This is a genomic window from Thalassoroseus sp. (assembly GCF_984380535.1).
The window spans coordinates 259233-284341 of the sequence record NZ_CFHRBF010000008.1 but is presented as its reverse complement, the minus strand read 5'-3'; the positions used below and the strand labels follow the sequence as shown (position 1 = coordinate 284341).

General features: G+C 54.5%; 24 protein-coding genes, 1 tRNA gene and 3 pseudogenes. 10 read left to right on the top strand and 18 right to left on the bottom strand.

Annotated features, from left to right (window positions below; translation table 11 throughout):
- Positions 1–38: 38 nt before the first annotated feature.
- From AC5DDB_RS13205 to AC5DDB_RS13195, 3 genes are all read right to left on the bottom strand, one after another.
- Entirely contained in the window at positions 39–1685 is a 1647-nt protein-coding gene (locus AC5DDB_RS13205; RefSeq protein ID WP_491740194.1) for a prenyltransferase/squalene oxidase repeat-containing protein, read from the bottom strand.
- An 84-nt stretch (positions 1686–1769) separates the two neighbouring features.
- Positions 1770–2894: an STM4014 family protein gene (locus tag AC5DDB_RS13200; RefSeq protein WP_491740193.1), complete on the bottom strand. Its 1125-nt coding sequence runs from the start codon at positions 2892–2894 to the stop codon at positions 1770–1772.
- 1 nt (position 2895) lies between these two features.
- Positions 2896–3810, bottom strand: a complete 915-nt coding sequence (locus AC5DDB_RS13195; protein ID WP_491740192.1) for an STM4015 family protein — start codon at positions 3808–3810, stop codon at positions 2896–2898.
- Between the two features lie 202 nt (positions 3811–4012).
- Between AC5DDB_RS13195 and AC5DDB_RS13190 the strand changes: the two genes are divergently transcribed.
- The 4 genes from AC5DDB_RS13190 (at position 4013) to AC5DDB_RS13175 (ending at position 8244) form a co-directional block, all read left to right on the top strand.
- A complete protein-coding gene (locus AC5DDB_RS13190; protein ID WP_491740191.1) occupies positions 4013–5557 on the top strand; it encodes a sulfatase family protein in 1545 nt (514 codons plus the stop codon).
- 159 nt (positions 5558–5716) lie between these two features.
- The gene (gene cutA / locus AC5DDB_RS13185) at positions 5717–6049 is read left to right on the top strand and encodes a divalent-cation tolerance protein CutA (protein WP_491740190.1); all 333 of its coding nucleotides are present in this window, start codon (positions 5717–5719) and stop codon (positions 6047–6049) included.
- Positions 6049–6783 carry a ribonuclease PH gene (gene rph / locus AC5DDB_RS13180; protein ID WP_491740189.1) on the top strand — a complete coding sequence of 245 codons (735 nt, stop codon included), beginning with the start codon at positions 6049–6051 and terminating at the stop codon, positions 6781–6783. Before cutA ends, rph begins: the two co-directional genes overlap by 1 nt.
- Positions 6784–7068: 285 nt before the next feature.
- Positions 7069–8244, top strand: a complete 1176-nt coding sequence (locus AC5DDB_RS13175) for a hypothetical protein (RefSeq protein ID WP_491740188.1) — start codon at positions 7069–7071, stop codon at positions 8242–8244.
- Between the two features lie 229 nt (positions 8245–8473).
- On the opposite strand, the gene AC5DDB_RS13170 is transcribed toward AC5DDB_RS13175, so the two are convergent.
- From AC5DDB_RS13170 to AC5DDB_RS13150, 5 genes are all read right to left on the bottom strand, one after another.
- Positions 8474–9850, bottom strand: a complete 1377-nt coding sequence (locus AC5DDB_RS13170; protein ID WP_491740187.1) for a hypothetical protein — start codon at positions 9848–9850, stop codon at positions 8474–8476.
- A 433-nt stretch (positions 9851–10283) separates the two neighbouring features.
- Entirely contained in the window at positions 10284–10553 is a 270-nt protein-coding gene (locus AC5DDB_RS13165; protein ID WP_491740186.1) for a hypothetical protein, read from the bottom strand.
- A 134-nt stretch (positions 10554–10687) separates the two neighbouring features.
- Positions 10688–10762 (bottom strand) — tRNA-Glu (locus AC5DDB_RS13160).
- Positions 10763–10885: 123 nt separating this feature from the next.
- Complete coding sequence (csrA, locus tag AC5DDB_RS13155; protein ID WP_491740185.1) at positions 10886–11077, bottom strand: carbon storage regulator CsrA; 192 nt, start codon at positions 11075–11077, stop codon at positions 10886–10888.
- Positions 11078–11320: 243 nt separating this feature from the next.
- Positions 11321–11653: an HU family DNA-binding protein gene (locus tag AC5DDB_RS13150; protein WP_491740184.1), complete on the bottom strand. Its 333-nt coding sequence runs from the start codon at positions 11651–11653 to the stop codon at positions 11321–11323.
- Between the two features lie 308 nt (positions 11654–11961).
- Here AC5DDB_RS13150 and AC5DDB_RS13145 point away from each other — a divergent pair, with 308 nt between their 5' ends.
- The 4 genes from AC5DDB_RS13145 to surE all read left to right on the top strand — a co-directional run bounded on the left by AC5DDB_RS13145 (position 11962) and on the right by surE (position 14769).
- Complete coding sequence (locus AC5DDB_RS13145) at positions 11962–12519, top strand: response regulator (RefSeq protein WP_491740183.1); 558 nt, start codon at positions 11962–11964, stop codon at positions 12517–12519.
- 284 nt (positions 12520–12803) lie between these two features.
- On the top strand, positions 12804–13382 hold the full coding sequence (locus AC5DDB_RS13140; RefSeq protein ID WP_491740182.1) for an FHA domain-containing protein: 579 nt from the start codon (positions 12804–12806) through the stop codon (positions 13380–13382).
- 6 nt (positions 13383–13388) lie between these two features.
- Positions 13389–13985, top strand: coding sequence for a 16S rRNA (guanine(966)-N(2))-methyltransferase RsmD (gene rsmD, locus AC5DDB_RS13135; RefSeq protein WP_491740181.1), 597 nt, complete (start codon positions 13389–13391; stop codon positions 13983–13985).
- A gap of 31 nt (positions 13986–14016) precedes the next feature.
- On the top strand, positions 14017–14769 hold the full coding sequence (surE, locus tag AC5DDB_RS13130) for a 5'/3'-nucleotidase SurE (RefSeq protein ID WP_491740180.1): 753 nt from the start codon (positions 14017–14019) through the stop codon (positions 14767–14769).
- Here the strand turns inward: surE and AC5DDB_RS13125 are convergent.
- The 4 genes from AC5DDB_RS13125 to ilvN form a co-directional block, all read right to left on the bottom strand.
- Positions 14755–16563, bottom strand: a complete 1809-nt coding sequence (locus AC5DDB_RS13125; protein ID WP_491740179.1) for an arylsulfatase — start codon at positions 16561–16563, stop codon at positions 14755–14757. The two genes, surE and AC5DDB_RS13125, sit on opposite strands and share 15 nt — an antisense overlap.
- A gap of 159 nt (positions 16564–16722) precedes the next feature.
- Positions 16723–17727 (bottom strand): ketol-acid reductoisomerase, encoded by a 1005-nt coding sequence (gene ilvC, locus AC5DDB_RS13120; RefSeq protein ID WP_491740178.1) that lies wholly within the window; start codon positions 17725–17727, stop codon positions 16723–16725.
- Between the two features lie 54 nt (positions 17728–17781).
- Positions 17782–18174, bottom strand: a complete 393-nt coding sequence (locus AC5DDB_RS13115; protein WP_491740177.1) for a four helix bundle protein — start codon at positions 18172–18174, stop codon at positions 17782–17784.
- A 17-nt stretch (positions 18175–18191) separates the two neighbouring features.
- A complete protein-coding gene (gene ilvN / locus AC5DDB_RS13110) occupies positions 18192–18749 on the bottom strand; it encodes an acetolactate synthase small subunit (protein WP_491740176.1) in 558 nt (185 codons plus the stop codon).
- Between the two features lie 328 nt (positions 18750–19077).
- Here ilvN and AC5DDB_RS13105 point away from each other — a divergent pair, with 328 nt between their 5' ends.
- Entirely contained in the window at positions 19078–20088 is a 1011-nt protein-coding gene (locus tag AC5DDB_RS13105) for a site-2 protease family protein (RefSeq protein WP_491740175.1), read from the top strand.
- Positions 20085–21194: a tRNA dihydrouridine synthase gene (locus AC5DDB_RS13100; RefSeq protein WP_491740174.1), complete on the top strand. Its 1110-nt coding sequence runs from the start codon at positions 20085–20087 to the stop codon at positions 21192–21194. The genes AC5DDB_RS13105 and AC5DDB_RS13100 overlap by 4 nt, the downstream gene beginning before the upstream one ends.
- Positions 21195–21203: 9 nt before the next feature.
- On the opposite strand, the gene AC5DDB_RS13095 is transcribed toward AC5DDB_RS13100, so the two are convergent.
- The 6 genes and pseudogenes from AC5DDB_RS13095 to coxB all read right to left on the bottom strand — a co-directional run bounded on the left by AC5DDB_RS13095 (position 21204) and on the right by coxB (position 25089).
- Positions 21204–21569, bottom strand: a complete 366-nt coding sequence (locus AC5DDB_RS13095) for a cytochrome C oxidase subunit IV family protein (RefSeq protein WP_491740173.1) — start codon at positions 21567–21569, stop codon at positions 21204–21206.
- A 13-nt stretch (positions 21570–21582) separates the two neighbouring features.
- Positions 21583–21777 (bottom strand): annotated as a pseudogene (locus AC5DDB_RS13090) (cytochrome c oxidase subunit 3); the annotation flags it as partial.
- Positions 21701–21856: pseudogene (locus AC5DDB_RS13085) on the bottom strand (TetR/AcrR family transcriptional regulator C-terminal domain-containing protein); the annotation flags it as partial. The pseudogenes AC5DDB_RS13085 and AC5DDB_RS13090, both read right to left, overlap by 77 nt.
- Before the next feature lie 131 nt (positions 21857–21987).
- Positions 21988–22374, bottom strand: a pseudogene (locus tag AC5DDB_RS13080) (cytochrome c oxidase subunit 3); the annotation flags it as partial.
- Complete coding sequence (ctaD, locus tag AC5DDB_RS13075; protein WP_491740172.1) at positions 22364–24070, bottom strand: cytochrome c oxidase subunit I; 1707 nt, start codon at positions 24068–24070, stop codon at positions 22364–22366. The gene ctaD and the pseudogene AC5DDB_RS13080, both read right to left, overlap by 11 nt.
- 47 nt (positions 24071–24117) lie before the next feature.
- The gene (gene coxB / locus AC5DDB_RS13070; protein WP_491740171.1) at positions 24118–25089 is read right to left on the bottom strand and encodes a cytochrome c oxidase subunit II; all 972 of its coding nucleotides are present in this window, start codon (positions 25087–25089) and stop codon (positions 24118–24120) included.
- Positions 25090–25109: the final 20 nt, after the last annotated feature.

Here is a 25109-nt window from a genome sequence, read left to right as displayed (position 1 = left end):
TCATCGATTCGACGAACCGCGTCTATTCCAGCGTTCGTTTAGAAGTTTTTCTGCGATGCATCGTTCTTGTAGATCGGCAAGACACGGTAGTAGACTTCCAACGTCATCACGGCCAGGCATGTCATGTAGAGTCGGCCACCTTGGGAGCCGTGTGTGTCTGCCACATTCCAACTGCCCTTCTCCGGGCCGCTCGTACGCTGGGTTTTGACGAGCCAGTCCCGCATTCGCCCATTCCATTTCTGCCAATCGTCGCCTTGGGCGTTGGTAAATTGAATGATGGACTGTGTCGCGTAGTAATTGTAGTACATGTCGTTCGTCGCCGGTTCGGTCGATACGAGATAGCGAACGCCGTCGCCAAGTGCTTTGTCTTCCCGATCCCAGCCTAGATACATTCGACAGAGTAAGCCGATTGCCGTCGTCGACGGTTTCGGTCTCTGACCGGGAACGTAGGAATAGCGTGAACCGCCATTCGATGCGACACGATCCAAAAACTTCCTTGCTCCGCTGATGACATGACGCGGAACTTCCAAACCGGCTTGATGACCGCTCTTGAGCGCCATGATTTCCCAGCCGACCACCGAGGTATCACCCGCTTGCTGCAATTGGTATCGCCAACCACCGCCGGCAGGGTCTTGGGCTTTGACGATGAACTGAATCGCGCCTTCCGCCGGTCGTCGTAAGAGTCGGTCTTTGGTCATTCCGTACGCTTCGCAGAGGGCGATTGTCACCATCCCCTGAATATACATTCCGGCATTGCCCACGTTTTCGCCGCGAAAGTCCCAACCGTCCGGCCCGCGGTTCGAAACGAAATTGACGCGGAGAAAATCGATCCCTTGTTTCACAGTTTGTTGGTATGGTCCCGGTTCGGTATGGGTGTGTCCGGCTCCGAGGAATGTCATCAGGGCCATTGCGGTCGCGCCATTCTCGCCGTTACGCAGGCGACCCGGTTGGGATGACTTGCCGATCTCGGCGAAGTTCCAACTTCCGTCGGCTTGTTGCACAGAGGCCAACCATTTCAGTCCCGAGGCGACCGCGGCATCACTCGCCTGATTCCCACCGCGTTTCGACAACATCTGATCGCGATTCGCCTGGCTGCGACCTTCTCGTTGATTCTTGATGTTTGCCACTGGTGGACCTGCGAACGCGTCGGGATTGAGATCCAAACTGGCTTCCAAATCACTGATGTCGAGTTGGTTCGTGTCGGGCTCTTCGGAGACCAAATTGGTCAGCTCGGGAGCCAAATCCGTGTTGGTGTCGATCTGAGGTGGTGCCAATTCCGGGGGTTGTTCGATGGCTTCAAACGTCAGATCCTCGACCGGCTGCTCGTGATTCGTGATCAGGAGATTCAGCAGCAAATCCTTCGTGTCTTGTGGCATCACGATCAACCACATCCCGAGTAGCACTATCGCATGCAACACCAGACTCAACCCGTAAGCGGACGTCAGATGTTTGAGCAATCGGCGATATGAAGACGGGTTCGGCGGTTCGGTTGCGTCCTCATTGATAGGTGGCGGCGACTTTGATGGTTCTTGAGTTGGTAATGGTGCTGATTGCGGTGGTTGTGCGGGTGGAGTGGAATGGATCGGTTCAGGATTCGTCAGGCGACGCGATCTTAACAACCAAGACGGTGGCGGTGGTGGCTCAACGGTTGCCGATTCCTCAACGAAGTTTTCGGTGTGAGACATGCCAAGCTACCGAACTGAATATCTGAAGGAGCGCTAGAGTGACGCGAAGACGAGTGTTTTACAGTATCACGTTCGGATTCGATGTCAATTGCGACTTTGGGTCGCCATCGCGTTCACCCGCTGTCTCCACGCATTGATCTGAGCCGTGTAAGTATCTTCGTCACGGTCCGACACACCCGGCAAAAGATCTCCGAACGCGTTGGCTTCGATCACTGCACAGGAACGAAAGTTCGGGCGGATCAACACATCCAGTCCCAGACAGAACACGTTCGGAAACGTTGCCGCTGCCTGCCGACACGTTTCGAGCATCGTTTCCCAAGCCGCGTCTGTCATTTTTGCCCGAAGTGCTGAAAGGTCGCCCCGCCGATTTCCGAGATGCAAATTCGTCAGGGGACCAGCACTCGTTCGCATGACCATGTGACGTGGTTCACCAGCGATGGTGACAATTCGCAAATCGAAAGTCTTCCCTGCAAGTCCGGCTTTGGGCTGCCAACACTCAACGTGCAATCCATCGATCGCGAGCGTGTCGATCAATTGGCGAATCTCGTGGAGGTCGGTGTACCGACGCACTCGCAATGAGTTGTAGAGTTCCACACGACCGTTACTCGTGATCATCTCAGTGCTGGTAGTGATGATCGATCGGTGCTTGTTCGATTGAAATGCCAACACGCCCGATGCGGACGAACCCCACGGTTGCTTGAGAAATAGCCGGCGTTCGCCGGTGCGTTCAATCAGCGTTTGCAACTCATCGAACGAAGACACAATCCCCAACCCGCGTGGCACAGGTACACCGGCTGTTGCCAACCGATTCAAACACGTCGGCTTCTCGAAGAGTACCGGAATGTCTGCCGGTGAAGACATCCAATGAATCGGTTGGGGACACGAACCAGTGATCGATTCCAACAACGAACGGAACCCCTCGAACCATCTTCGCTGATGAATGATCCGTCCTGGTTCCCAGTTCGATTCGATTTGTTCATGCGGCTGTGAGCCGCGTTCGATCAACAGGCGTTCGACGTCTGCATTCTCGCCGGGGGAGTCCAATCGGATGTTCGCGTGCGTGGGGATGATATCGGCTAGCGACACCCGATCGGTCAGCAAGTCGCGATAGGAAATCACTTTCGGCGTCCGCAACCCACATCGCCGCGCCGCTTCGGTGAACAGCGTAACGCGGCGATTTTCTGGGTTGCCGATGACGAAAAACTGCATCTCACTCCCCGATCGAAACGTACCGTCCCCATTCCTCTTCGTGTTCCTGTTCGCTGACATCCACCTCACATGGCAGTTCGGAGAACCGCTCCATCATGGCATCGCTCATGTAATGGTGTGAAAGGTCAAGTTTCTTCAGTGACTTCACGTTTTCGCTGGCGAGCAGTTTTTCCGCACCGGCATCCCCGAGTGTGCCCAGCGAGAGATCGAGTGTTTCCAGTTGTGTCACAATCGGTGCGTTGCTGACCAACTCGGCGATGTCGTCGGTAATCTCGCTGTTCTTGAGACCCAAGTACTTCAGCTTGGGAAACCGATCGCTTTGTAAAAGTGCTTTGATATCGGAAACCGTACCGGTCCAACCGTAGTTGGAGTCGCCGAGGTAAAGTTCGAGGTGTTCCAACTCCGGCAGTCGGGCGGCAGCGAGTGCTTGAAGAACTTCACGCGGCATACCACCGGTTTGAACGATCAATGTTTTTAGTTGATCGTGTGCGATGTCTCCCAATCCCAGCCCTTCGCCGCCACGAATTTGGAATGTCCGCAGTTTGGGGAACGCCGTCCACACCGGGCCGACGTCCGTTTGCTGAATCCAAGAAACTTCGTTTTCCTCGTAGGTAATGTCGCCGATGAACAAGCCGCTCAAACTCGGCAATCGCGGGGCCGCGGCGATGATCGCTTCCACGACCGGTGCCATCGATTCCTCGTACATCTCCTCGGAATATGCTCCGGTGAGTACCCCCGTCACTCGGTCCACGTTATCCGCTGAGAGAAAATCCGTCAGGAGTTCATCGAACGATGCTTCCGAGTCGTATTCCAGCCGTAACCGATAGTTCGTGGTGTCCGGTTCAAGCGTCATCCCGACTTCGTAGTCGACAACCGGCTTGCCGTCAAACACATCCGCATGTTCCCCGAACGCCATGATGATCTCCTGATGCAACGGATTTCGAAATGATTGTTGCGGCCATTCGTGTCCACGCTAGACGCGAGCGGTTCGAAGAATATGCTGACATTTCCCGCCCGCCGCTGCAATGGAATCGCCGTCAGTGAAACCTGCCTGCCGGTGCGGTAGACTAACTCCGTTCGCATTCGTTCTTTGTTCCATACGTGTGGAGTGGTGTCCCTTGAGATTGATTTTTGCTTTGGCCATCGGGCTGTGGGTTGTGAATTCTGCCGATTCTGCCGCCGCCGTACGACCGAACATTGTGTATGTGCTGGCTGATGATCTCGGTTATGGCGACGTGAGTTGCTATAACCCAGACTCGAAAATTCAGACGCCGAACATCGATCGATTGGCGAAAGAGGGCATGCGGTTTACCGATGCTCATACGCCGTCCGCTGTGTGCACACCCACCCGGTATGGCATTCTCACCGGGCGGTACGCGTGGCGAACGAAGATGAAAATTCGCGTGCTCGACGGTCTCGATCCGCCCCTGATTGAAGACGGTCGGCTCACTGTGCCGGCGTTGCTCAAACAACACGGTTATCACACGGGGTGCGTCGGGAAGTGGCATCTCGGTATGCAATGGACCGACCGCGAGGGCAAACCTGTGCAGTACGTGCCGGTCGAAACCAAAGGTCGGCCGCGACCGGGCGACGATGTCGATTACACACGTCCTATCATCGGTGGACCGATCGCCCGCGGATTCGATGAATACTTCGGCATCTCGGCGTCGTTGAACATGTCGCCGTTCTGTTACATCCGAAATGATCGCCCCGTTCACTTGCCGACACTCCACCAAGAGCGAATGTCGACCGAGTTTATCAGCGTCGATGAAGGCGTGCGGTCGCCGGACTTCACGATCTACGGGGTTCTGCCTCGATTAGCGGGAGAAGCGATCGACTTCATCGAACGCCAGGCAAAGTCTGACAACGATCAGCCGTTCTTCCTGTATATGCCGTTGACGTCTCCGCATTTGCCGTTGGTGCCGAACGAAGAATATCGCGGCCACAGCGATGCCGGTCACTATGGAGATTTCGTCGTTGAAACCGATTCAATCGTCGGATCAATCCTGGAAACATTGGAGCGAACCGGGCAAGCCGAGAACACGTTGTTCATCTTTACGTCCGACAATGGCGGCCTCTATCACTATTGGACGCCGCAAGAGAGCGACGACAAAAAGAACTACCGCATGAACGCCCGCGGAAAATACGTGCAACAATTCGGGCATCAGGGGAATGCTCACCTGCGGGGAACGAAAGCGGACATTTGGGAAGGCGGGCATCGAGTGCCGTTTGTTGTCCGTTGGCCCGGCAAAACACCCGCCGGTACGGTGAGTGACGAGTTGATCGAACTCACGGATCTGCTCGCCACATGTGCCGCGATGTTAGACGTCGAACTCCCGGACAACGCCGCCGAGGACAGTCACAACATTCTGCCGGCGTTACTCAAAGAGAACCCGTCTGAACCCGTGCGGTCGTTCGCGGTGCATCATTCCTTATGGGGGGCGTTCGCGATTCGCCAAGGACCGTGGAAACTTATTCCCCATCGAGGTTCCGGCGGATTCACATTTCCCCGCACGATCGATCCCGCAAAAGTCGGCGGTCCACCCGGGCAATTATACAACCTCGCGGATGATCCCTCGGAAACAAACAACGTTTGGGAAGATCATCCCGATGTCGTGGAGCAACTGTCGAAACACCTCGCGGAAATTCGCGGGGATGATTGAGTAACGTGGCAGCCGTAATCGTTTCTTGTCGCGTCCGGTCCGAGCGTATGCGGTCGGTCCGCCAAGTCGGCGACTTAGCCAACACATCGAATGAACTTCAAACGATGAACGTATCACCAAGATCGTGACACCACCTTTCGAGCCTGGAAAACGGAATCAATGAGTCGAAATGCGATTTTTGCGTACGTGACTACGCCCGATCACGAGACGGCCGTTCGTATTGGGCGGGCGATTGTCGAAGACCGCTTAGCTGCCTGTGCGAACGTGATCGACGGGATGACTTCGATTTACCGTTGGAACAACCAAATTGAACAAGCTGCGGAGGTTGTGTTAATCCTCAAAAGTACCGAGGATTTGACAACACCGCTGATCGACCGGATCCGTGAACTGCACCCCTACGACTGCCCGTGCATCGTGACGATTCCCCTTCGCGGCGGCCACACAGAATTTCTCGAATGGATTGCTCAGGAAACTCAGAAAGATACTGAATAATGCGTAGTGACAACCGAACCGCCGCCGACATTCGTCCAATTCAAATTCAACGGGGGTTCGCGTCGGCCGCTCCTGGTAGCCTGTTGATTTCGGCTGGGAAGACAACGATCCTGTGCACCGCGAGCGTGGAAGAATTCGTTCCCCCGTGGAAGTTGGACCCCGAAAACCCCAGCGGTTGGCTGACCGCCGAGTACAACATGCTCCCCGGCAGCACGTCGCCGCGAAAGAGACGCGATCGCTCGAAAGTCGACGGACGCACGACGGAAATTCAACGCCTGATCGGTCGCAGTTTGCGGGCGGTGGTTGACTTTGAAGCTCTTGGTGCCCGTACGATTACAATCGACTGCGACGTCGTTCAAGCCGACGGCGGCACACGGACGCTGTCGATCACGGGGGGATTTATCGCCTTGGCCGATGCGATTGCGAGTTTGAAGTCGCAGGGTCTGATCGAACGCCCGGTACTTACGAACAGCGTGGCGGCGGTCAGCGTGGGTGTGTTCGGTTCCGACGTGCTATGCGATTTGGATTACTCCGAAGATGTGCGAGCCGACGTAGATATGAATGTCGTCATGACCGGTAGCGGGGAATTCATCGAAGTCCAGGGAACCGCAGAGGGGCAGCCCTTTGCCCGAAACCTGCTTGATGCGCAATTGTCCGTCGCCGAAGAAGGCATCCGTCGCTTGACGAAACTCCAGCAGGAAGCATTAGGCGACAACTGGCCATTCGATAGTTAACGCGAATTCCAGTCATGTGTGCCACGGCTCTGTGAGCCGTGTTCTTTGGGACTTTTCGTATAGCACGGCTCACAGAGCCGTGGTACCCGTTTTTTAAGGGGATTCTGTTGGACGATCGGATTCAAACTTTAGGAAAAATTAGCCTCTAGACAGGTTTTGCAAAAATTGCTAGATTCCCCGCGCTTCTCCATCCGGCCAGACGACCCCCTGCGTTGATCAGTGGTTGACGACGCTTTGGTGATCGCTGGTGATTGCAAAATGAGCAGAAGGGAGTCTGTTGTGAGAATGCGAAAAGCGACGTGGTTCCTCGCGGGACTAATGTTACTGACGACGTGGTCAACATCGGCATGGGGCATTGATAAACCCGTCCGAGGAAAGCGTTATCCGCTCACCAAACAGCACGGCCCCTACATGATTATGGTGGCCAGCTTCAAGGCCCCGCCGAAAGAACGCCGCACCAAGGAGGGTTTGACTCCCGAGGAAGCCGCCGATGAACTCGTGTACGAGTTGCGACAGATCGGCATTCCCGCGTACGTCTTTTCCCGCGATGAAGATCTCGAGCAGATCAACACGATCGACCGGTTGGGTCGAGCCCGATCCATGTCATACCGAGCACAGCAGGAGCAATTCTGCGTGCTCGCCGGGAATTACAGCAGCATCGACGAGGAAAGCCGGGCCGGAAAAATTGCCCATGCCACTCTCGATTACATCGAACGGAAGTTCGAACCGAAATTCCTCACCGATCCCGACAAAGATTACATCCAAAGCCAGCAGACCGCGGGTGCACAGGTCAAGAAACTGGCCAGTGGTGGCATCGTGCGTCTGACTCCCGCGAAGAAACGGGCGAACAAAAAGGTTCTCGCCGGTGCCTTCCTGACGCTGAACCCCCTGCTCGATCCTGAGGAAGTCAAGAACCGCACGTTCGATCCGTTGTTGCTCAAACTGAACACCGGCGACGAACTTTCGCTGTTGAACAACTCCGGCAAATACACGTTGGTGGTGGCTTCCTTCTACGGAAAAGCGACCAAGGCCCACGTCGGGGCAACCGGTTTGGCGAAACTTCGTGAAGCGGCCGAAAAATTCCAGGTCAGTGATGCACTGGGGCAAGCGGCCGTCGATGCTTGGGAACTCGCAACTGCCATCCGGCAGGGACACTTTGTGGTGGACGACGACCCATCACAACCGCCCAAGCGTCAACCGATGGAAGCCTGGGTCTTCCACGACAAATTCCGTTCGGTCGTGACGGTCGGTTCTTTCGACAGCCCGAACGATCCGAAAATCGCACAGTACCAAAAACTGTTCCAAGCCAAGTACAAGGAACACGCTCATACCAAAAAGCCATTCCTGACCGCCGAAACGGTCACGATTCCGGCGATCCTCAAGGAAGGGCAAATCCCTCAGAAGAGTTGGCTGTGTGATCCCACGCCGCAACTGGTGGCCGTGCCAAAACCGATTCGCTAGACCGAATTACAGCCGTTTGTGCTCGTGAAACGCTCGGAACGGTTTTACTTTCCGACTTTCACGAGACAGAAATCACCGCGATCAGAAGCCGACTGCTCTCACTGGCAAGAAATACCAAGCCCAAAGAAACAGCCCGCCAAAGACCGGCGGGCTGTTTTCGTATCATCGAACTTTTTGCGAAACGGCTGCTGTCAACTTCGTCCCGTCTTCAAGTCAGTCGGGTTGAAGCTCAGACCGATCGTTCGCGTGAGCCGCGTGATTGCAAACCGGGATCGGGTTCTGGAGCAAACGTCCGTGGACGTTCGTCACGCGGTGCATAGCCGGGATCGGAATCGGTCGCATTCGTCGGTGTGACCGTTGCATCGCAACCACCTGTGCTGCAATCCGAACAGCCAGGAGTCGAGCAACCGCTCGGGCAGACCTGAACCGGAACCATGTCGCACACTTCGTACGCCACTTGTCGAGGCACACACTTGGCGACCATCCGAGTGCAAGTCACCGGGACTTGTTTCTGCACACACCGTGCGACGCGATTCGTGACCGTGTAAGGGACTTTCTTGGTCACGCAGTACGGAACTTGGCGACACTGCGTTTCTTCGACGTAGCGACAAGTCCGGATCGGAATTTTTCGGGTCCGTGTTTCACACACCATCCGGCAGGTTCGCACCGGCACCCGACGGGTGTGTTGTTCTTGGACCATTCGGCAAACACGTACTGGAATCTTCTCGACAACTTGTTCCGGCACCATGCGACAAACTTGATAAGGCACTTTTGTCACAACGACTTCGGGAACATACCGCGTCACTTGAATCGGGCACTGACGTCGGACGACAACCGGCTTGTAGGTCGTGCAAGGAACTTGTCGACAGACCACGTTCGGCACATAGACTCGGCGACATGTCGTCACACCGGGGCATTGCACCATGCAGATTCGCGGTCCTCGACACGGGTCGCAACTAAATCGCGGCACCACAGGACCAGGAATATATTGTTTTTGGGTCGTCCAACATCCACGGTCTTCGCGAACGGTGCGGTACGTCGTTACCGGTTGCATGACCGTATGACAGCGTTCCTGCATGACGGTTTCGCAAACCGGCTTCATCACCGTCCGACGACATTCCCGCTCTAAGGTCTCCGTGACCGGACGCATCACCGTGCGACAACGTTGTTGCTCAATCGTTTCGTACACCGGACGTTGCGTGGTGTAACATTCTTCGCGATAGCTCACGTCCCAAACGGGGCGTTGAACTTGGTACTGCTCTTCGCGACACGATGTCTCGTAGACAGGACGTCGAACCGTGTAGTTTTCCTGGCGGTACGCTGTTTCGGTGACGTTGCGATAACACGTCTGTTGGACGTTGTCGTACACCGTCTCGTAAACGGTGCGATTCACTGTGTACTGCTCCGGTTGATAGCACGTCTCGTAGACGGTCCGGTAACAGGTTCTTCGCTCGACTCGACATGCGGTGTAGCAGGACACCGGTTGACAAGCCACAGGTGGACAACACCGATAACTGGCTGCCCCACAATACTGCGCGAAAGCCTCGTCTGATGTCAGCATCATCGCGCCTAACGCAACGATGCACGTGATATTCATAATTCTCATCGTATTTACCTCTTCACAATGCGAGTGTCCTCGCGTCCCGTCCGACGTGACAGGAAGGCAGGCAATTCGGAATGCGCGGCCTGTTGCGATTATCTTCACGAACTAGGCACGTGGCAAAGGAATTGACTGAATGAGCTGCCAAGAAAGTCGAACTCGGTCGGGTTAACGCGACCAGCAATCAAGGGTAAACCGCAGAGTCTGGGGAACTTGAGTGAAGTTGGAGGTTTCTTGTCGAAGGGATTTGATTTTTCGCAACATGTCCGCACATTCGACACGTTGCGTGTCCGCAAACGAGTCCGGAGGCAGATCGCTTGCGATTTCGCGTGAAATGAATCGGGATTGGCCGGATTAGATCGACCGGAAGCAATACGACGAAGGTCAGAAAGGAAGAGAAGTGTTTCAATATGGGAACATAACGTCCCCCGGGTTGCAACTAAAACGGAGCTTGGAACCCCATCACTTGGAATCGGGCCAACTCCATCGTGTTAGCCAGTTTTACGGCACTGAGACTATCGTAACTGAGGACAACTTTCCGGGCACCCACGCTATCGGGTTTGTCTCGTTCGACAAGCAGGAGGCCACCGGAGATCAAGAAATTGATGAAGCTGATAGATTCACCAAACGTTGTCACAGCCACGCCCTGTCGAGGAATACTCTCTGGCCAATTTTCAAAGAGATTCCGCCACGCTTCACCCGCTTCCATTCGAGTCTCCAATGCGATAAGGGGGGCGTCGAACTGATGAGAAGAAAAGTGGACACAAAAAAAGTTCGAGATGCTAACAGCAACCCGAACTTAAATTTGCCGAAATCCGAAAAGGATTTCGTAGTTTTGAAGAGTGACCCCACGGGGATTTGAACCCCGGTTACCGGATCGAAAATCCGGTGTCCTGGACCTGACTAGACGATGGGGCCAACAAGTGTGTGAGGTAATTTAGCGATTCCTGCGTGGGAGTCAAGCCAAGTCACCGTGTTGGCGAAAGAGTAACCAAAAAAAGTTTTCGGCAGGTGGAACTGGCGGAGATATTAGCCCGAAATTTAGAGGGATCCCTCGGGCTCGACATTCTGCTCCGAACGAATCATCTCAAAAATTTCTTGCCGGTGAATCGGCACCTCTCGCGGTGCTTGGATTCCCAAGCGGACTTTATCCCCGCGAATTTCCACGACCGTAATCACGATGTTGTCGTTGATCACGATGCTTTCATCTTTTTTCCGCGACAAGACCAACATTTGAAGAGTACTCCGCAGTCCATCCGAGCTGCCCTGGTAAACTTGACGGGATGCCAAGCAGGCATTGAGTCGGATTGCGCTGTATGAAGAGCGCAGCCCAAAGTTCAACACCGCAAGTCTACGGAGCGAGGCGACATCAGTCAACTGACTGAATATGGAAGACTTGGTGGAAATCCCGGATTCACAAACAATAATGCAAGGATTTCCACCGGCCGAGTTTAGGAATACCCTTCGCGAATGCGATTAGGCCATTTCCTTCAAGCCCTTCAAGGCCCGGACTTTTACAACGTCTTGAGCCGGTTTGGGCTTGGACATCATTTCTTCGCCGGTTGCTGGGTTGCGAACTTTACGAGCTGGCTTCGCTGCTTGGTGCAGAACGTAGATTTTCAACAAGCCTGGCAAGTTGAAAGTGCGGGGGCCTTTCTTGTTGCCCAGTTCTTCACTGATCAGTTCCGTCAGTGAGTCGAGCACGGCACCGACTTCTTTGCGGGACAGCTCGGTCCGCTCAGCGAGTTCGTTGAGGATTTCCGATTTCGTTAACGCTTTTTCGCGAGCGGGCGCTTTCTTTTTCGCCATACCCTACTCCAGTTTTGTTGGGTGTTCATCAAAGGTTGGTCTTCACAAGATTGCCGAATGGCGTGAAGGTAGTTAACGGAAGAAACGCCAACTTGTCAATGAATGCCAGGTTTTTTCCGTGTTTTTTCGAGAATCCCGCCGCAATTCCCGTCGAATCTCTCACATCGGTCCGCATATTGAACGACTTTCTGTAATGGTTACAAATTATTTCTGGAATTGTGGAATCGACATCGATATCCTCAGTCGAATTCACCGATGGTGTATCGGCGACCCATGAAACACGCGAGCAGCGCTCAGGATGAAAATCGATGCCGCACATTTATCAATCAGGTGAGTCTTACTCGGCGTTAGTTGTCGACTTTGATCGTGTTTGGTCCAAGAAACTCACCGAGGCATTGCACGCAGAGGGTGTGCAAGCTGTCGAGTGTCGATCGGCACGCGAGGCAGTCGCATTCGCGATGCAACGCCGACCGGATATCGTCTTTCTTGATCTCCTGCTCCCTGACGATGCCGGACAGGTTTCTGGCGGCGGTTTTCTGCTTTGTGATCAGCTTCATCGATGGGATTCCACAATCCCGTTGGTAGTCGTGACGGAAGTCGACCTTCCTGATGCGCCGTTACTAGCGGAGAAAGTCGGCGCGTCGGCTTACTTTATCAAACCGGTTGGTCCCAAAACTCTGGTCGAGCAAACGGCATCCTTGTTCGATTCATCGCGGAAAGCCGGTGCGAGTCACTCAACGAACTCGCTGGCACAACGCGTCATGTTCCGTTGTCACTGCGGACGACGATTTCAGATGTGTCCGTCGCGTCGACGCGAACGGATTGCTTGTCCGGAATGTGGTGAAGCAGTATCTGTTCCGGCGTAGTTGTTAGTACGTTTACCCCATTAAAAAGGGGAATCGTCAGGTTCTCCTCTTGCGTCATATCAGTAGAAACCAGTATAAAAGAGTGCTGTTTCTATCGAAATTCGCTTAACAAATGTATTTTTTGATCGTCGCGGTTTCTGTCTCGTGTAGGCGGTGAACAACAGTTTCTTCGCGTCGCTAATGGATACAGAAGACCGTGGCTCGGTCTGGCCCCTTCGAACTCCTGGGGCGTTTACATCTCCGCATGTGAACGCCTCTCCAAGCTGTTGCTACGGAGTTGCTTCATGGCGTCGCTCATTATCCAAGCCGGGAAATTCAAAGGTCGTCGTGTGCAGATTCCGCCTAAGGACTGCATTGTCGGGCGTGACCCGGGGTGTTCGATTCGATTAGGGTCGTCTGACATTAGCAAGCAGCATTGCGTGGTTCGCACGACGTCCCGCGGTTTATTGGTTCGGGATCTCGGGAGTCACAACGGAACGTTCGCCAACGATGTTTTGGTCACCGAGCCGACGCTGCTGGAAATTGGCGATGTTTTGCGAGTCGGTACGATCCCGTTTCTGGTGGCTAAGGAACTCACGAAGGAAGAGAGTGTGAAGAACTCGACGCCCTCTCAGGGCCGAGTCGCCAAACCGAGAAACGAACGCAAAACGGAGTCAGCCGAAGACGATATTCTGGGCTGGCTGACCGATGAAGAGGGTGACGGGCGAGACACGACGATTATCAGCGAAAATGGAGTCGATCCCCACGCAGATTCGGCCCCGGAAAGTCCTGCGACCGACGAAACTGAGCAGGAAGGCTCGCTTGTCGCGCAAGCCGCGGATATCATTCGGCGGTGGCGTCAGGAACATGGTTTGACAGGTTGATTTTTCGTGCGAATTATTGCGGGTCGTTTTCGTCGGCGGACACTCCAGGCTAATCCGGGAATGGTGACGCGTCCGATCACCGATCGGATCAAGGAAATTCTGTTTGAGCGACTCGGGCCGGAAGTCGTCGAGAACCGTCGTGTGGCCGACATCTTCTCGGGCACTGGTACGCTCGGTTTGGAAGCACTCAGTCGGGGTGCGTCGAGCGTTGTGTTCTTTGAGCAAGACGCCAAAGCCTATGAGTTGCTACGCGAGAACGTTGAGAAACTCGGCGTCGAAGACGAGACACTCTGCTGGAAGACCGATGTGTTTCGCACGTCCTTTCGTCCCAAGAATGTGGACGAAATGTTGCCCTATGAGTTGGTTTTCTTCGATCCGCCTTACAAGCTCGTCGAAACGATGCAACCCGGACGTCCGTTGTATAAGTCGCTATCTCGCTTGGCTCGCGACGGTGTGACTGCCGACAATGTCTTGATGGTGTTTCGCACGCCAGCGGATGCCGCGTTCCTGCTGCCCGAACCATGGGCTCGTGAAGACACTTGGCAACGATCCGGAATGGATTTGCATCTCTACAGTAAGTCGCCAGCTTCAGAAGAGAGTTGACGCCCAGCACGCGACTCACTGAAATGTCTGCATGAACTTTCTCCTGACAAATGATGATGGTATCCATGCTCCCGGTTTGGCAGCTTTGCAAGAAGTTGTATCAGGCATCGGGGATTTCACCGCGATTGCACCGCATGAACATCTTTCGGGGTGTAGTCATCGGGTTACGACAGACTCACCACTAGTCACCGAAGTCGTGGCCGACGGGCGATATTCTCTCACAGGGACACCGGCGGATTGTACGCGAATCGGTCTCATGCATCTGGCGAAAGACGCTGACTGGGTGCTTTCCGGGATCAACGACGGTGGCAATCTTGGGGCCGATGTCAACATGTCCGGAACCGTGGCGGCGGTTCGAGAGGCAGCTTTGCTGGGGAAGCCGGGAATCGCGTTTTCCCAGTATCGGAAGTCTCGCGACGAGTTCCCCTGGGATGCGTTGGTCCCGGTGGCTCGGAAGGTGCTGCTCACGTTGCTGGAAATGCCATTGCACGAAGGGGCATTCTGGAACGTGAATTTTGGCGATGTCGGTCGTCGCGTGCTGGCAGACTGGGCGAAATCCGATGACTTCGGGCTGACGTACTGCGAACTCGACTCTCACCCGTTGCCGGCTCTCTATGAATACCACGCAGACGGCTATCGCTATCGCGGGGTCTACGGAGATCGAGACCGTCTACCCGGACGGGATATTGACGTGTGCTTCTCCGGCGGGATCGCGGTCACGCAGATTCTCGCGCCGCGATCGCTGTCCGCCGAGGAAGTCAAAACGCTTTCACTTCGCCGGTGATGAATCGCTCACACGCGTGATGCGAACCGCTTTAATCTCCGGCAATCGCCCGTTCTGCATGTCGGAACCACGGATCACGAGTTGTGTTTGTTGCGGCTGAAGCTCCATGTGCCCGAGTGAAAGTGTCTTCCAGGGAAACTCGTAGACTTCTTTTCGGTCGATGCGATCCGGAGTTTGGATAGGCTTGGGATCGTGGGGCTCGGAGACCGTCGTCGAGACGGACTCATTGCCAATCGAGACCGTCAGTTTTGCTCCAACGTGAGTGGCCGGGCAGATGTAATCAACCGAGACGGCGTACCGTCCGGGTTCCGTAACTTCCACCGGCCACCAGGGGTAACTGTTTGTGTCGGTCCAGCCGGAAATCCAATCGTTCGCCCAACCATTCGGGCCGAAATACCGAATCCCCTGCCCTTTCGCGGGATGAAAATACGCTTCATGACCTGGGAGCACTGTCGTCGGGCGGGCGGCTAATCCGAGCGGAATCGGCAGCGGATCGAAATCGGCTTGGGTGACATCTTGAAAGATCTCATCGTAGGCGTTGCCGAGTTCGTTCACGACATCCGGATGTTTTTTCGCGAGATCGGTGTTCTGCGAAGGATCGGTTTGCATGTCGTAAAGAGTCCACTTGGCCCCCGGATTCCGTCGCACTAACCGCCAACGTTGAGTTCGTACCGCCCCTTGCGAACGTTCAGCGGATATTCCGAGCTTTCGAAATGTGAACAGTTTTCGATCCGGCCAATCAGCCGCTGCCGACTCCTCACCGACGAGTAACGGCGCAAGATCAGTTCCGTCCCATGGCTTGTGTGATCCTGGTTCGACACCGCAGAGACTTACCAGTGTCGGCAGCAGATCAATGTGCATCGCAATCGGTTTGACCATTCGGCCGGCAGGAATGTGGCCAGGCCAACGCACAAACAACGGAACTCGCACGCCCCCCTCATCAACACTTCCCTTGCGACCTCGCATGTGGCCGTCGTAGCGATCGGTGTTGGCTCCGTTGTCGGTGAGGAACAACACGATCGTGTTCTTGGCCAAGTCGAGTTCATCCAGTTTGCTCAACAATCGACCGAGGTTGTAGTCGATGTTCTCGCACATCGCGTAGGCACACTTGGTCGTCTCCGGCAAATCGGTGTCGGCGTAGCGTTGCCAGTACTTTTCGGGAACTTGCCAAGGCGTGTGGGGAGTGTTCATCGGCACGTAGCACAGGAACGGTTCGTTTTGATTCTTCTCGATGAACTTCAATGCGTGATTGGTCAGCACATCGATAATGAACCCTTCGGATTGGAACTCCTCGCCGTTGCGTTCCAGCGTGGTGTTGAAGTAGTTGTTCCAGTGCCCCGCACAGAATCCGACGAACTCTTGAAAGCCTTGGCCGTTGGGATGCCAAGGGTAATGTCGTCCGTTGTGCCATTTGCCGAAGCATCCGGTTTTGTAGCCGTTGGCCGCGAAGATTTCGGCGATCGTCACTTCTTCCGCCCGCATGTTTTCTTCGCCCCGCGTAACGCCATGCACGTGTGTTCGCAGGTTGTATCGGCCAGTCAGCAAGCTGGCCCGTGTCGGCGCACAAACCGGGCTGACAAAGAACCGATCGAACCGTGCTCCCGATGCAGCGAGCGAATCCATCACCGGCGTGTTGATGTCCGGATTGTTGTGACTATGGACGTCACCCCATCCTTGGTCGTCGGTCATCACCAGCAGAATGTTCGGCCTCTCGGCGGAATCGGCTGCATGACTTATATGAAGACTCGTGAAAACGGAGGCGTAAAAAATGATAAGACCGACCTGCGAGCGCATCGAAGCCCTTTCCATTCGACTGAGTTCGTCAATTCCGTCCTCTACAATGCCAGGCCGAACGTCGAAACTCAACTGACCACTGCGCAAAGCAAAACTCCGCGACAGAAATCCATCACGGAGTTTTGTGGAATTCAAATAATGTAAATCGTCAGCCGGAACTTAGACTTCTTTGGAATCGATCCAAGTCATCATGCGGCGGAGTTCTTTGCCGACTTTTTCGATCTCGTGATCGCGATCGCGACGACGGGCGGCTTTGAAGGCAGCTTGGCCGGCTCGGTTCTCGAGGATCCACTCTTTGGCGAATTGGCCTTGTTGGATTTCGCTGAGGATCTTTTTCATCTCAGCTTTAGTTTCTTCGGTGACGATGCGTGGGCCACGGGTGTAGTCACCGAACTCGGCGGTGTTACTGACCGAGTACCGCATGTAGTTCAGGCCGCCTTGGTAGAACAAGTCGACGATGAGCTTCAGCTCGTGCATGCACTCGAAGTAAGCCATCTCGGGTTGGTATCCGGCTTCGACGAGAACTTCGAAAGCGGCTTTCACAAGTGCGGCGGCTCCACCACAGAGCACGACTTGTTCGCCGAACAGGTCGGTTTCGGTTTCTTCGGCGAAGGTGGTTTCGATCACACCACCACGTGTGCCGCCGATCCCTTTGGCGTATGCAAGAGCCAATTGACGCGACTTTTCGCTGGCACCTTCGGCGAGAGCGATCAAGCTCGGCACACCGCCGCCTTTTTCGTATTCGCTACGGACGAGGTGTCCCGGTCCTTTCGGAGCGACGAGAGCGGCGTCCACGCCTTCCGGCGGTTCGACTTGGCCGAAGTGAATGTTGAACCCGTGCGAGCACAACAAGAGATTGCCAGCAGATAGGTTCGGCTTGATTTCCGCTTTGTACAAGTCGCCTTGAACTTCGTCCGGCAGCAGAATGTTGACGAGATCGCCTTTGGCGGTCGCTTCGGCGATCGGCAGCGGTTCAAACCCGTGGCTGACTGCCAAATCGTAGTTCGCACTTCCTTTGCGTTGTCCTACGATCACGTTCAGGCCACTGTCCCGCAGGTTCTGAGCTTGTGCATGGCCCTGCGAACCATAGCCGAGAATGGCAATCGTCTTGTCTTTGAGGAGTGAAAGGTCAGCGTCGTCTTCGTAGTAAACTTTGGCAGCCATGGTGAACCAGGGGTCAGGAGTCGCGGGTCAGGATTCAGGAAAACAAATCAGAGGTTAGGAATCAGCATGCACTGATTGAATTAGAAACGGTTTCGGGTTTTTGATCATCGAGCCGAGCATCGTTCCAATTTCACGGCAGGCAGCAGTCAAGTTGTCGTGCTGTTCGGTTGTGATGTATCCACAATCCTTGGCAAAATCGAGAGACGTTTCGGTCTCGGCATTCTCGCCGTCACAGTCTGTCAGTTTGCTCACAAAGTGAGCTTCATAGCGTCGTTTGGCCCAGGCCTCTCTCAGGTTATTGCAGACCGAACGTGAGGATCGCCTGATCTGAGAGGTCAAAGCGTAGCGTTCTTCCACGGGAAATTCACGCGATAACGAAAAAATTGTCATCGCCGTCTGGTAGGCTTTTCGGTAAACGATCAATTCTTTGACCGACTGAACCGCCACGATCTACGCTCCCAGTGTTACACGGCTTTCGCTTCCTGCTTGCCGTCTGCTGTCTCCTGTCCCCCGTCACCTGACTCTTGCTCAAGGCCTTCGGTGATGGACTTGCGGCGGCAGATGGCGATGCGGCCGGTGCGGGCGAGTTCGAGGATGCCAAAGGGACGCATGGCGTCGATGAAGGCTTCGATCTTCTTTTCTTGGCCGGACAGTTCCACCACGACATGCTCGGGGGAAACGTCCACGATGCGACCACGGAAGATTTCGGTCAGTTCTTTGACTTGCGTTCGGTCGCCGTCTTTGGTGCAGACTTTGATCAGCATCAGGTCGCGTTCGACGAAATCGTCGTTGGAGTAGTCTTCCACGCGAACAACGGTGACGATTTTTTCGAGTTGCTTACGGACTTGGTCGAGCACGCGGTCATCACCGTTCACTACGAACGTGATCCGGCTGAACTCAGAGTTCTCCGTTTCGCCGACGGCCAAGCTGTCGATGTTAAACGCCCGCGAAGCGAGCATTCCGGAAATGTGGGCCAACACACCCGGCTGGTTAATCACCAGGGCGCTGAGAACGTGTCGCATGTCTTCAACCTTCTTTGCCACCCAAAGAGTCGGCAATTTTCAAAAACTTAACGGCCAATTCGTTTCGTGAACACCCGGACGGAGACCGTGGAAAGTCCGGACCGTGACCGCCAGCAAGGAGGAATAGTGTAACGCCACGATCACCCCGTGACAATCAACTCCCCCCAGCAAGCCGATTTGGCAGTCCTGACAAACTTTCTGCACAATGGTTCGCCGGAAAAATCCGGATTTGCGGGGGTGGCCAGGGAGTGATAGAATTCATCTCTTATCCATTGGCTGGGTGTGGGCACCACAGGCGGTCAGCTCACGCGGTTCGGAACACGCTGCTATGAACGCACATGACAATTTCTGGATGTGGTCGATTCCGTTCGGCACCTGGTTCGGCGTCCGTGTGCGAATCAGCATTTGGTTGCCGTTGGTCGTCCTGTTCATTTTTCTACGCCTGCCTTGGCCGTTGAATCTGGCATTGGCCGGGATCGGATTTGTTTCGATCCTGCTCCACGAATACGGCCACATTTTCGCAGCGAGACTCACCGGCGGGACCGGGGAAGACATCCTCATGTGGCCGTTGGGCGGTTTGGCGTTCGTCCGACCGGCAAATTCCACGTTCGCGCAGTTGCTCACGCATGGCGGCGGATTGCTCGTGAACTTGTCGCTGTGTCTGCTGGCGGTTGTCCCCGTTTCGCAAGCCGGTTCCCTGGGAAACGCGTTCTATCCGTTTCTAGTGCCGATTCATAACATCACAAATTGGCCCCAAGATTTGGCCATTCTTACCTGCTGGTTGAACTGGGTGCTGATCCTTTTCAACTTGATACCCGTGATGCCACTCGACGGTGGTCAAATGGTCCGGTCGATTGCTGCATCTCATGTAGGGAGTCGGCGGGCGGTTGAAATTGGCACGATGGTCGGTTTCGTGGTGGGTGCGGTGTTCATGGTGATCGGGATTTTCGTGCCAGACGGTGCCACGATTCGCGGGGCGTCCGTGGTGTTGTTCGGAGCCTTGATATTCATCTCGAACCTGCTGGAACGTCATCAGCTTCAGCAGACCGATGTCTACGACGATTCTTTCTTGGGGTATGACTTCTCCCAAGGCTACACGAGTTTGGAACGTGAAGAACGAGTGGAACGTCCGCCTGGGCCCATTGCACGATGGCGAAAACGTCGGCAAGAAGAGAAAGAGCAGAAACGTCTGCTCGAACAAGCCGAGGTGGAACGCGAACTTGATGCACTATTGGAAAAGGTCCATACGCAGGGCATGCAATCGCTGACGGAAGCCGAGAAACGTCGCCTGAAGAAAGCCAGCAACCGCTACAAACAAAAGGGCACGGGGTCAGAGTGAACGGAAGCATTGGTGTCGAGAAGCACGCCGCGTTGAAACCACTCCATCTCGGTTCCGTGCGGTTGGACACGCCCATCGTGCAGGCGGCTCTCAGCGGATATAGCGACGGACCGATGCGCCGAATCGCGCGTCGGATGGGAGCCTCGTACACTCTTTGCGAGGTCATGCTCGACAAATTCCTCGTCGAAGCCAGTCGCAGTCGGAAGAACCGTCGTCATCTCCAGATTGCCGACGAGGAACACCCCGTCGGCGGGCAACTCATGGGGGCAGACCCGGAACTCTTCGAACCGGCTGCGCTTCGACTGGTCGAGGTCGGCTTCGATGTAATCGATATCAACTTCGGCTGCCCGGTGAAGAAGGTCTTGGGGCGGTGTCGTGGGGGATATCATCTGAGTCAGCCGGATGTTGCGATCGAAATCATGCAACGCGTGCGGTCGGCAGTCCCGGCGGAGATTCCCGTGACCGTCAAGATGCGACGCGGGATCGACGACACCCCGGAAAGCCACGATCGGTTTTATCAGATTCTCGAAGCCGCCTACGAGACCGGTTTGGCAGCGGTGACGGTTCACGGTCGCACAGTGACGCAGCGGTACATCGGCCCGAGCAAGTGGGAATTCCTGCGGGAACTTAAAGAGTTCGCGGGGGATCGGATTGTGCTTGGCAGCGGTGATTTGTTCGATGCTGCGAGCTGCTTGCGGATGATGGATTATACCGGAGTCGACGGTGTGACCGTTGCTCGCGGAGCCATCGGCAACCCGTGGATCTTCGGCCAAGTTGCAGAACTCGCATCCGGCAAGACGCCGACCATCCCTACCCTGCACGAGCAACGCAGAGTCATTGCCGACCACTTTCAGCTCGCCGTTGAACTCTACGGACCCGAACACGGTTGTCGAATGATGCGTAAGTTCGGCGTGCAGTTCGCGGAGTTACACCCGGACCATGAAGCTGTCCGCGATGCCTTCGTCAAAACAAAACAGCCATCACAGTGGATGGCTGCCCTGGCTGAATGGTATTCCGAAGACCGTCCCGGTCGTGTTCCGCCGATCGAAGAACCCAATCCCGTCTGCGATGCGTCCCTCGAACCAACGTGTGCGACGGTTTCCTGAGTTCAGTCGTCACTCGGCTTCGAGTTCCGTCGCTGCTTCCTGATGGGCGTCTTCACTCATTGATGACGCACTCGGCACAGGGATTTCATCCCATGGTCCGCGTTGGATGTAGTCCGCGAATGTGATCGTGAACAGGAAGATCAGGAACAAGAATCCTGATGCGGCAAAACATCGACGTAGCGGTGTGGCGTATTTGACCTGCATGAAGAACAGCAGAATCAAAATGGCTTTGGTGGCGGCAATGACGAGGGCGATCGTCAAGTTGAGTAACTCGCCGACATCCAATAGCGACGCTCCGTAGGTGATCACAAGCAGAACGATCAACGCCACGAAGACCGCGTAATAGGTTTTCTTCTCGACAACATGATGCGACATGGTAGTGCGTTGTTCAGCGAATGAGATAAAGAAGCGGATACAGGAACACCCAAACGATGTCGACAAAGTGCCAATAGAGCCCGCACATTTCGACCGGCGTGTAGTACTCCGCTGAATAGGCATTGTGATACGCTTTGTACGCGTAAAAACCGAGGATCGGGATACCAATAATCATGTGCAACGCGTGCAAACCAGTCATGCCGAAATAGAAGGCCATAAAGATTTCGACATGTCGCGGTTGCACGGCTTTTCCACGAGCCACGATTGCTTCTGCGTGTTCGATGGATTTGACGTCGCCGGAACCTTTGGCGGCTTCGAGTTCTTCTTCGCCGTGTTCGAGCAAGAGTCGCTCGGAGTCATCTAACTCGAAGCCAGCGATACCTGGCACGAGATGATGCTTGAACTTTTCATAGTACTCGAAACTCTTCACGCCCAGGAAGATTGCCCCCAGGATGATCGTCGTTACGATCAGTTTGCCGGCCCCTTTGGAGTTGTTCGTCTGGGCGGCGTGGACGGCTAGGACCATCGTCAAACTACTGCACAGCAAGAACAGCGTGTTGACGAAGCCTAAGATTCCGCCGATCCCGTGGCTGAGGTGCAAACTGCCCTCGACAAAAGCCAAAGGGTACGTCGAGCGGTAAATGGCATAGGCTGCAAAGAACCCGCCAAAGAACATGACTTCGGTAGTCAGGAACGCCCACATCCCGAGGTTGGCCGCTTCGAACTGCTGTTCGGCGTCGTCAAAGTGGTGTGCAACGTGTGGGTCGTGTCCGTGATGGTCAGTCGAGACAGTCTCAGTGGTCACTGGCTGACTCCTCTGCTTTTGTTTCAGGGATGTATCCCTGGTTCAGCTTGGCGGGGTTAACAAGTTCGCCGCGTTCGGCTTTCCGGAGTTCTTCGTCCATGACGTCGTACTCATAGGGGCCGCGTGTCACGATCGGCGTTTGATCGAAGTTGAACGTGGTTGGCGGGGACGGGGTGATCCACTCCAGTCCGGTCGCCTTCCATGGGTTGCTAGGTGCTTTCGGGCCATATCGCAACGACCACAGAAGATAAATCAGCGGGATGAGATACCCAATCCCCAGGATCGAAGCACCGGCGGACGACATCACATTGAGGATTTGAAACTCTTCCGGGTAAATGTGGTACCGCCTCGGCATTCCAAGGTATCCCAGCAGAAACTGTGGGAAGAACGTCAGGTTGAAACCGACGAAAATAATGACCGCCGACACACGGGCCCACCATTCGGGGTACATGCGACCGGTCATCTTCGGCCACCAAAAGTGGACACCACCAAGATACGCCATCACCATCCCACCCACCATAATGTAGTGGAAGTGAGCAACGACGAAATATGTGTCGTGCAGGTGGACATCCAAGGCGATATTGCCCAGGAACAAACCTGTGAGTCCGCCAATTGTGAACAACCCGATGAAGCCTAGGGCATACAACATCGGTGTGTCCCAGGTGATCGAACCTTTGTAGAGCGTTGCAGTCCAGTTGAAAACTTTAATCGCCGATGGCACCGCGACTAGCATCGTGAGGAACGAGAAAATAATCCCGACATAGATGCTCTGGCCACTCACGAACATATGGTGGCCCCACACAAGAAACCCGAGTACCGCAATCGCCAAACTCGAAAAGGCGATAAACGAGTAACCGAAGATTCGCTTGCGAGAAAAACAGGTGATCAATTCGCTAACCACACCCATCCCTGGCAGAATCATGATGTAGACAGCCGGGTGCGAGTAGAACCAAAACAGGTGTTGGAACAGAAGTGGGTCACCACCGTTGTTCGGGTCGAAAATCGGAAACCCAAAGGCCTTTTCCAACGCGACTAATAAAATCGTCACAGAGACGACGGGCGTCCCCAGCATAATGATGATGCTAGTCGCATACATCGACCACACAAACAACGGCAACCGGAACCAAGTCAGTCCGGGCGCACGCATTGTGTGAATCGTGACTAGGAAATTGAGACCAGTCAGAATCGATGAGAACCCGACAATAAACACCCCGACAGCCATGACCATCACATAGCTATTCGTGAATGTACTACTGTAAGGTGTATAGAACGTCCAACCGGTATCGACACCACCGATAATAATCGAGACGAGCGTCAAAATTCCGCCCGCCATATAGACGTACCAACTCATCAAGTTGAGTTTTGGAAACGCAAGATCCTTCGCGCCGAGCATGAGTGGTAGTAGGAAGTTGCCTAACACCGCCGGGACGGAGGGAATCAAAAAGAAGAACACCATGGTCACGCCATGCATGGTGAACATCTTGTTGTATGTTTCGGAGATCATGAGGTCTTGGCCGGGAGCCATCAGCTCCAGCCGCAACGCGACTGCCGCAGCCCCTCCGACAAAGAAGAACAGCGTGATCGAAATCATATACAGAATTGCGATCCGCTTATGGTCAACGGTGAGAAACCACGACCATATATTATAGCTCGCATTCAGGTAATTGCGTTTTGGTGAAACCGCAGCTGCAGCCATGACTGTTGAACTCAAAAAGTGAAGTCTGCGAGTCAAATCGTATCGATTTACTCTTCAGGTTTAGTCTCGTCCGATGATTGGGAGTTGTCGTCTTCGTCGAGCGACTCCAAGTAGGAAATCAACTGAAGAACTTCGTCTTCGGAGATCTCCTTTTGAAACGTCGGCATAACAGCACGATGCCCGGCAGCAATTTTCTCATTGGGCGTGAAGATCGACTCCCGGATGTATTCTTCGTCGGCGACGACTCGTTCACCGCCATTGAGGATCCGAGTTTTCCCGAGGATACCGACGAGCGACGGACCTTGTCCTCCGCCTTTGTGGAGGTGACAGTTGTTACAGTGGTACTTCTCGAAGACCTCTTTGCCGGCGACATCAGCCGGTGGGCTCGTTTGTTCGTTGAGCCAATTCGCATAGTCGGCAGCTTCCATCACATGCACGGTGCCAATCATTTCTGAATGGCTGGTTCCACAGTATTCCGTGCAAAAGAGGTGATACTTCCCGACTCGTGTGGGCTTAAACCAAACATACGTGTATCGCCCAGGTAGCACATCCTGTTTGATGCGGAAATCAGGAATATAGAAACTGTGGATCACATCCTCAGAAATCATTTTCATCTCAATCGTTTCACCGACTGGGATGTGCAAGTCGTTGATTTCTTGCTGACCGTTAGGATGCTGATTCTTCCACATCCACTGTTTGCCGACGGTATAGAACTGCTCATGCTCTTCGGGCGTGCGTTCCATTTCCAAAAACAGGACAACACCCCAGCCGAACATCACCATCGACAGCACCAATGGCACAATCGACCAGCCAATCTCTAGCAGAATGAAATGGCCGCCTTCGAGTTTCGGCTGTTGAGCGTTCGGTCGTTTTCGATATTTGATCGCGAAGAAAATGATCAAAGCGCAGATCAAGACGACGAAGAATAACGACGTTGAAACGATGAACCAGTTTAACTCGTCGTACTTCTCCGCGAAGGACGACGCTTGTCTGGGATATAGTCGAAATTCGCTTTCCATAACGGTCTGCTTTAGACAAA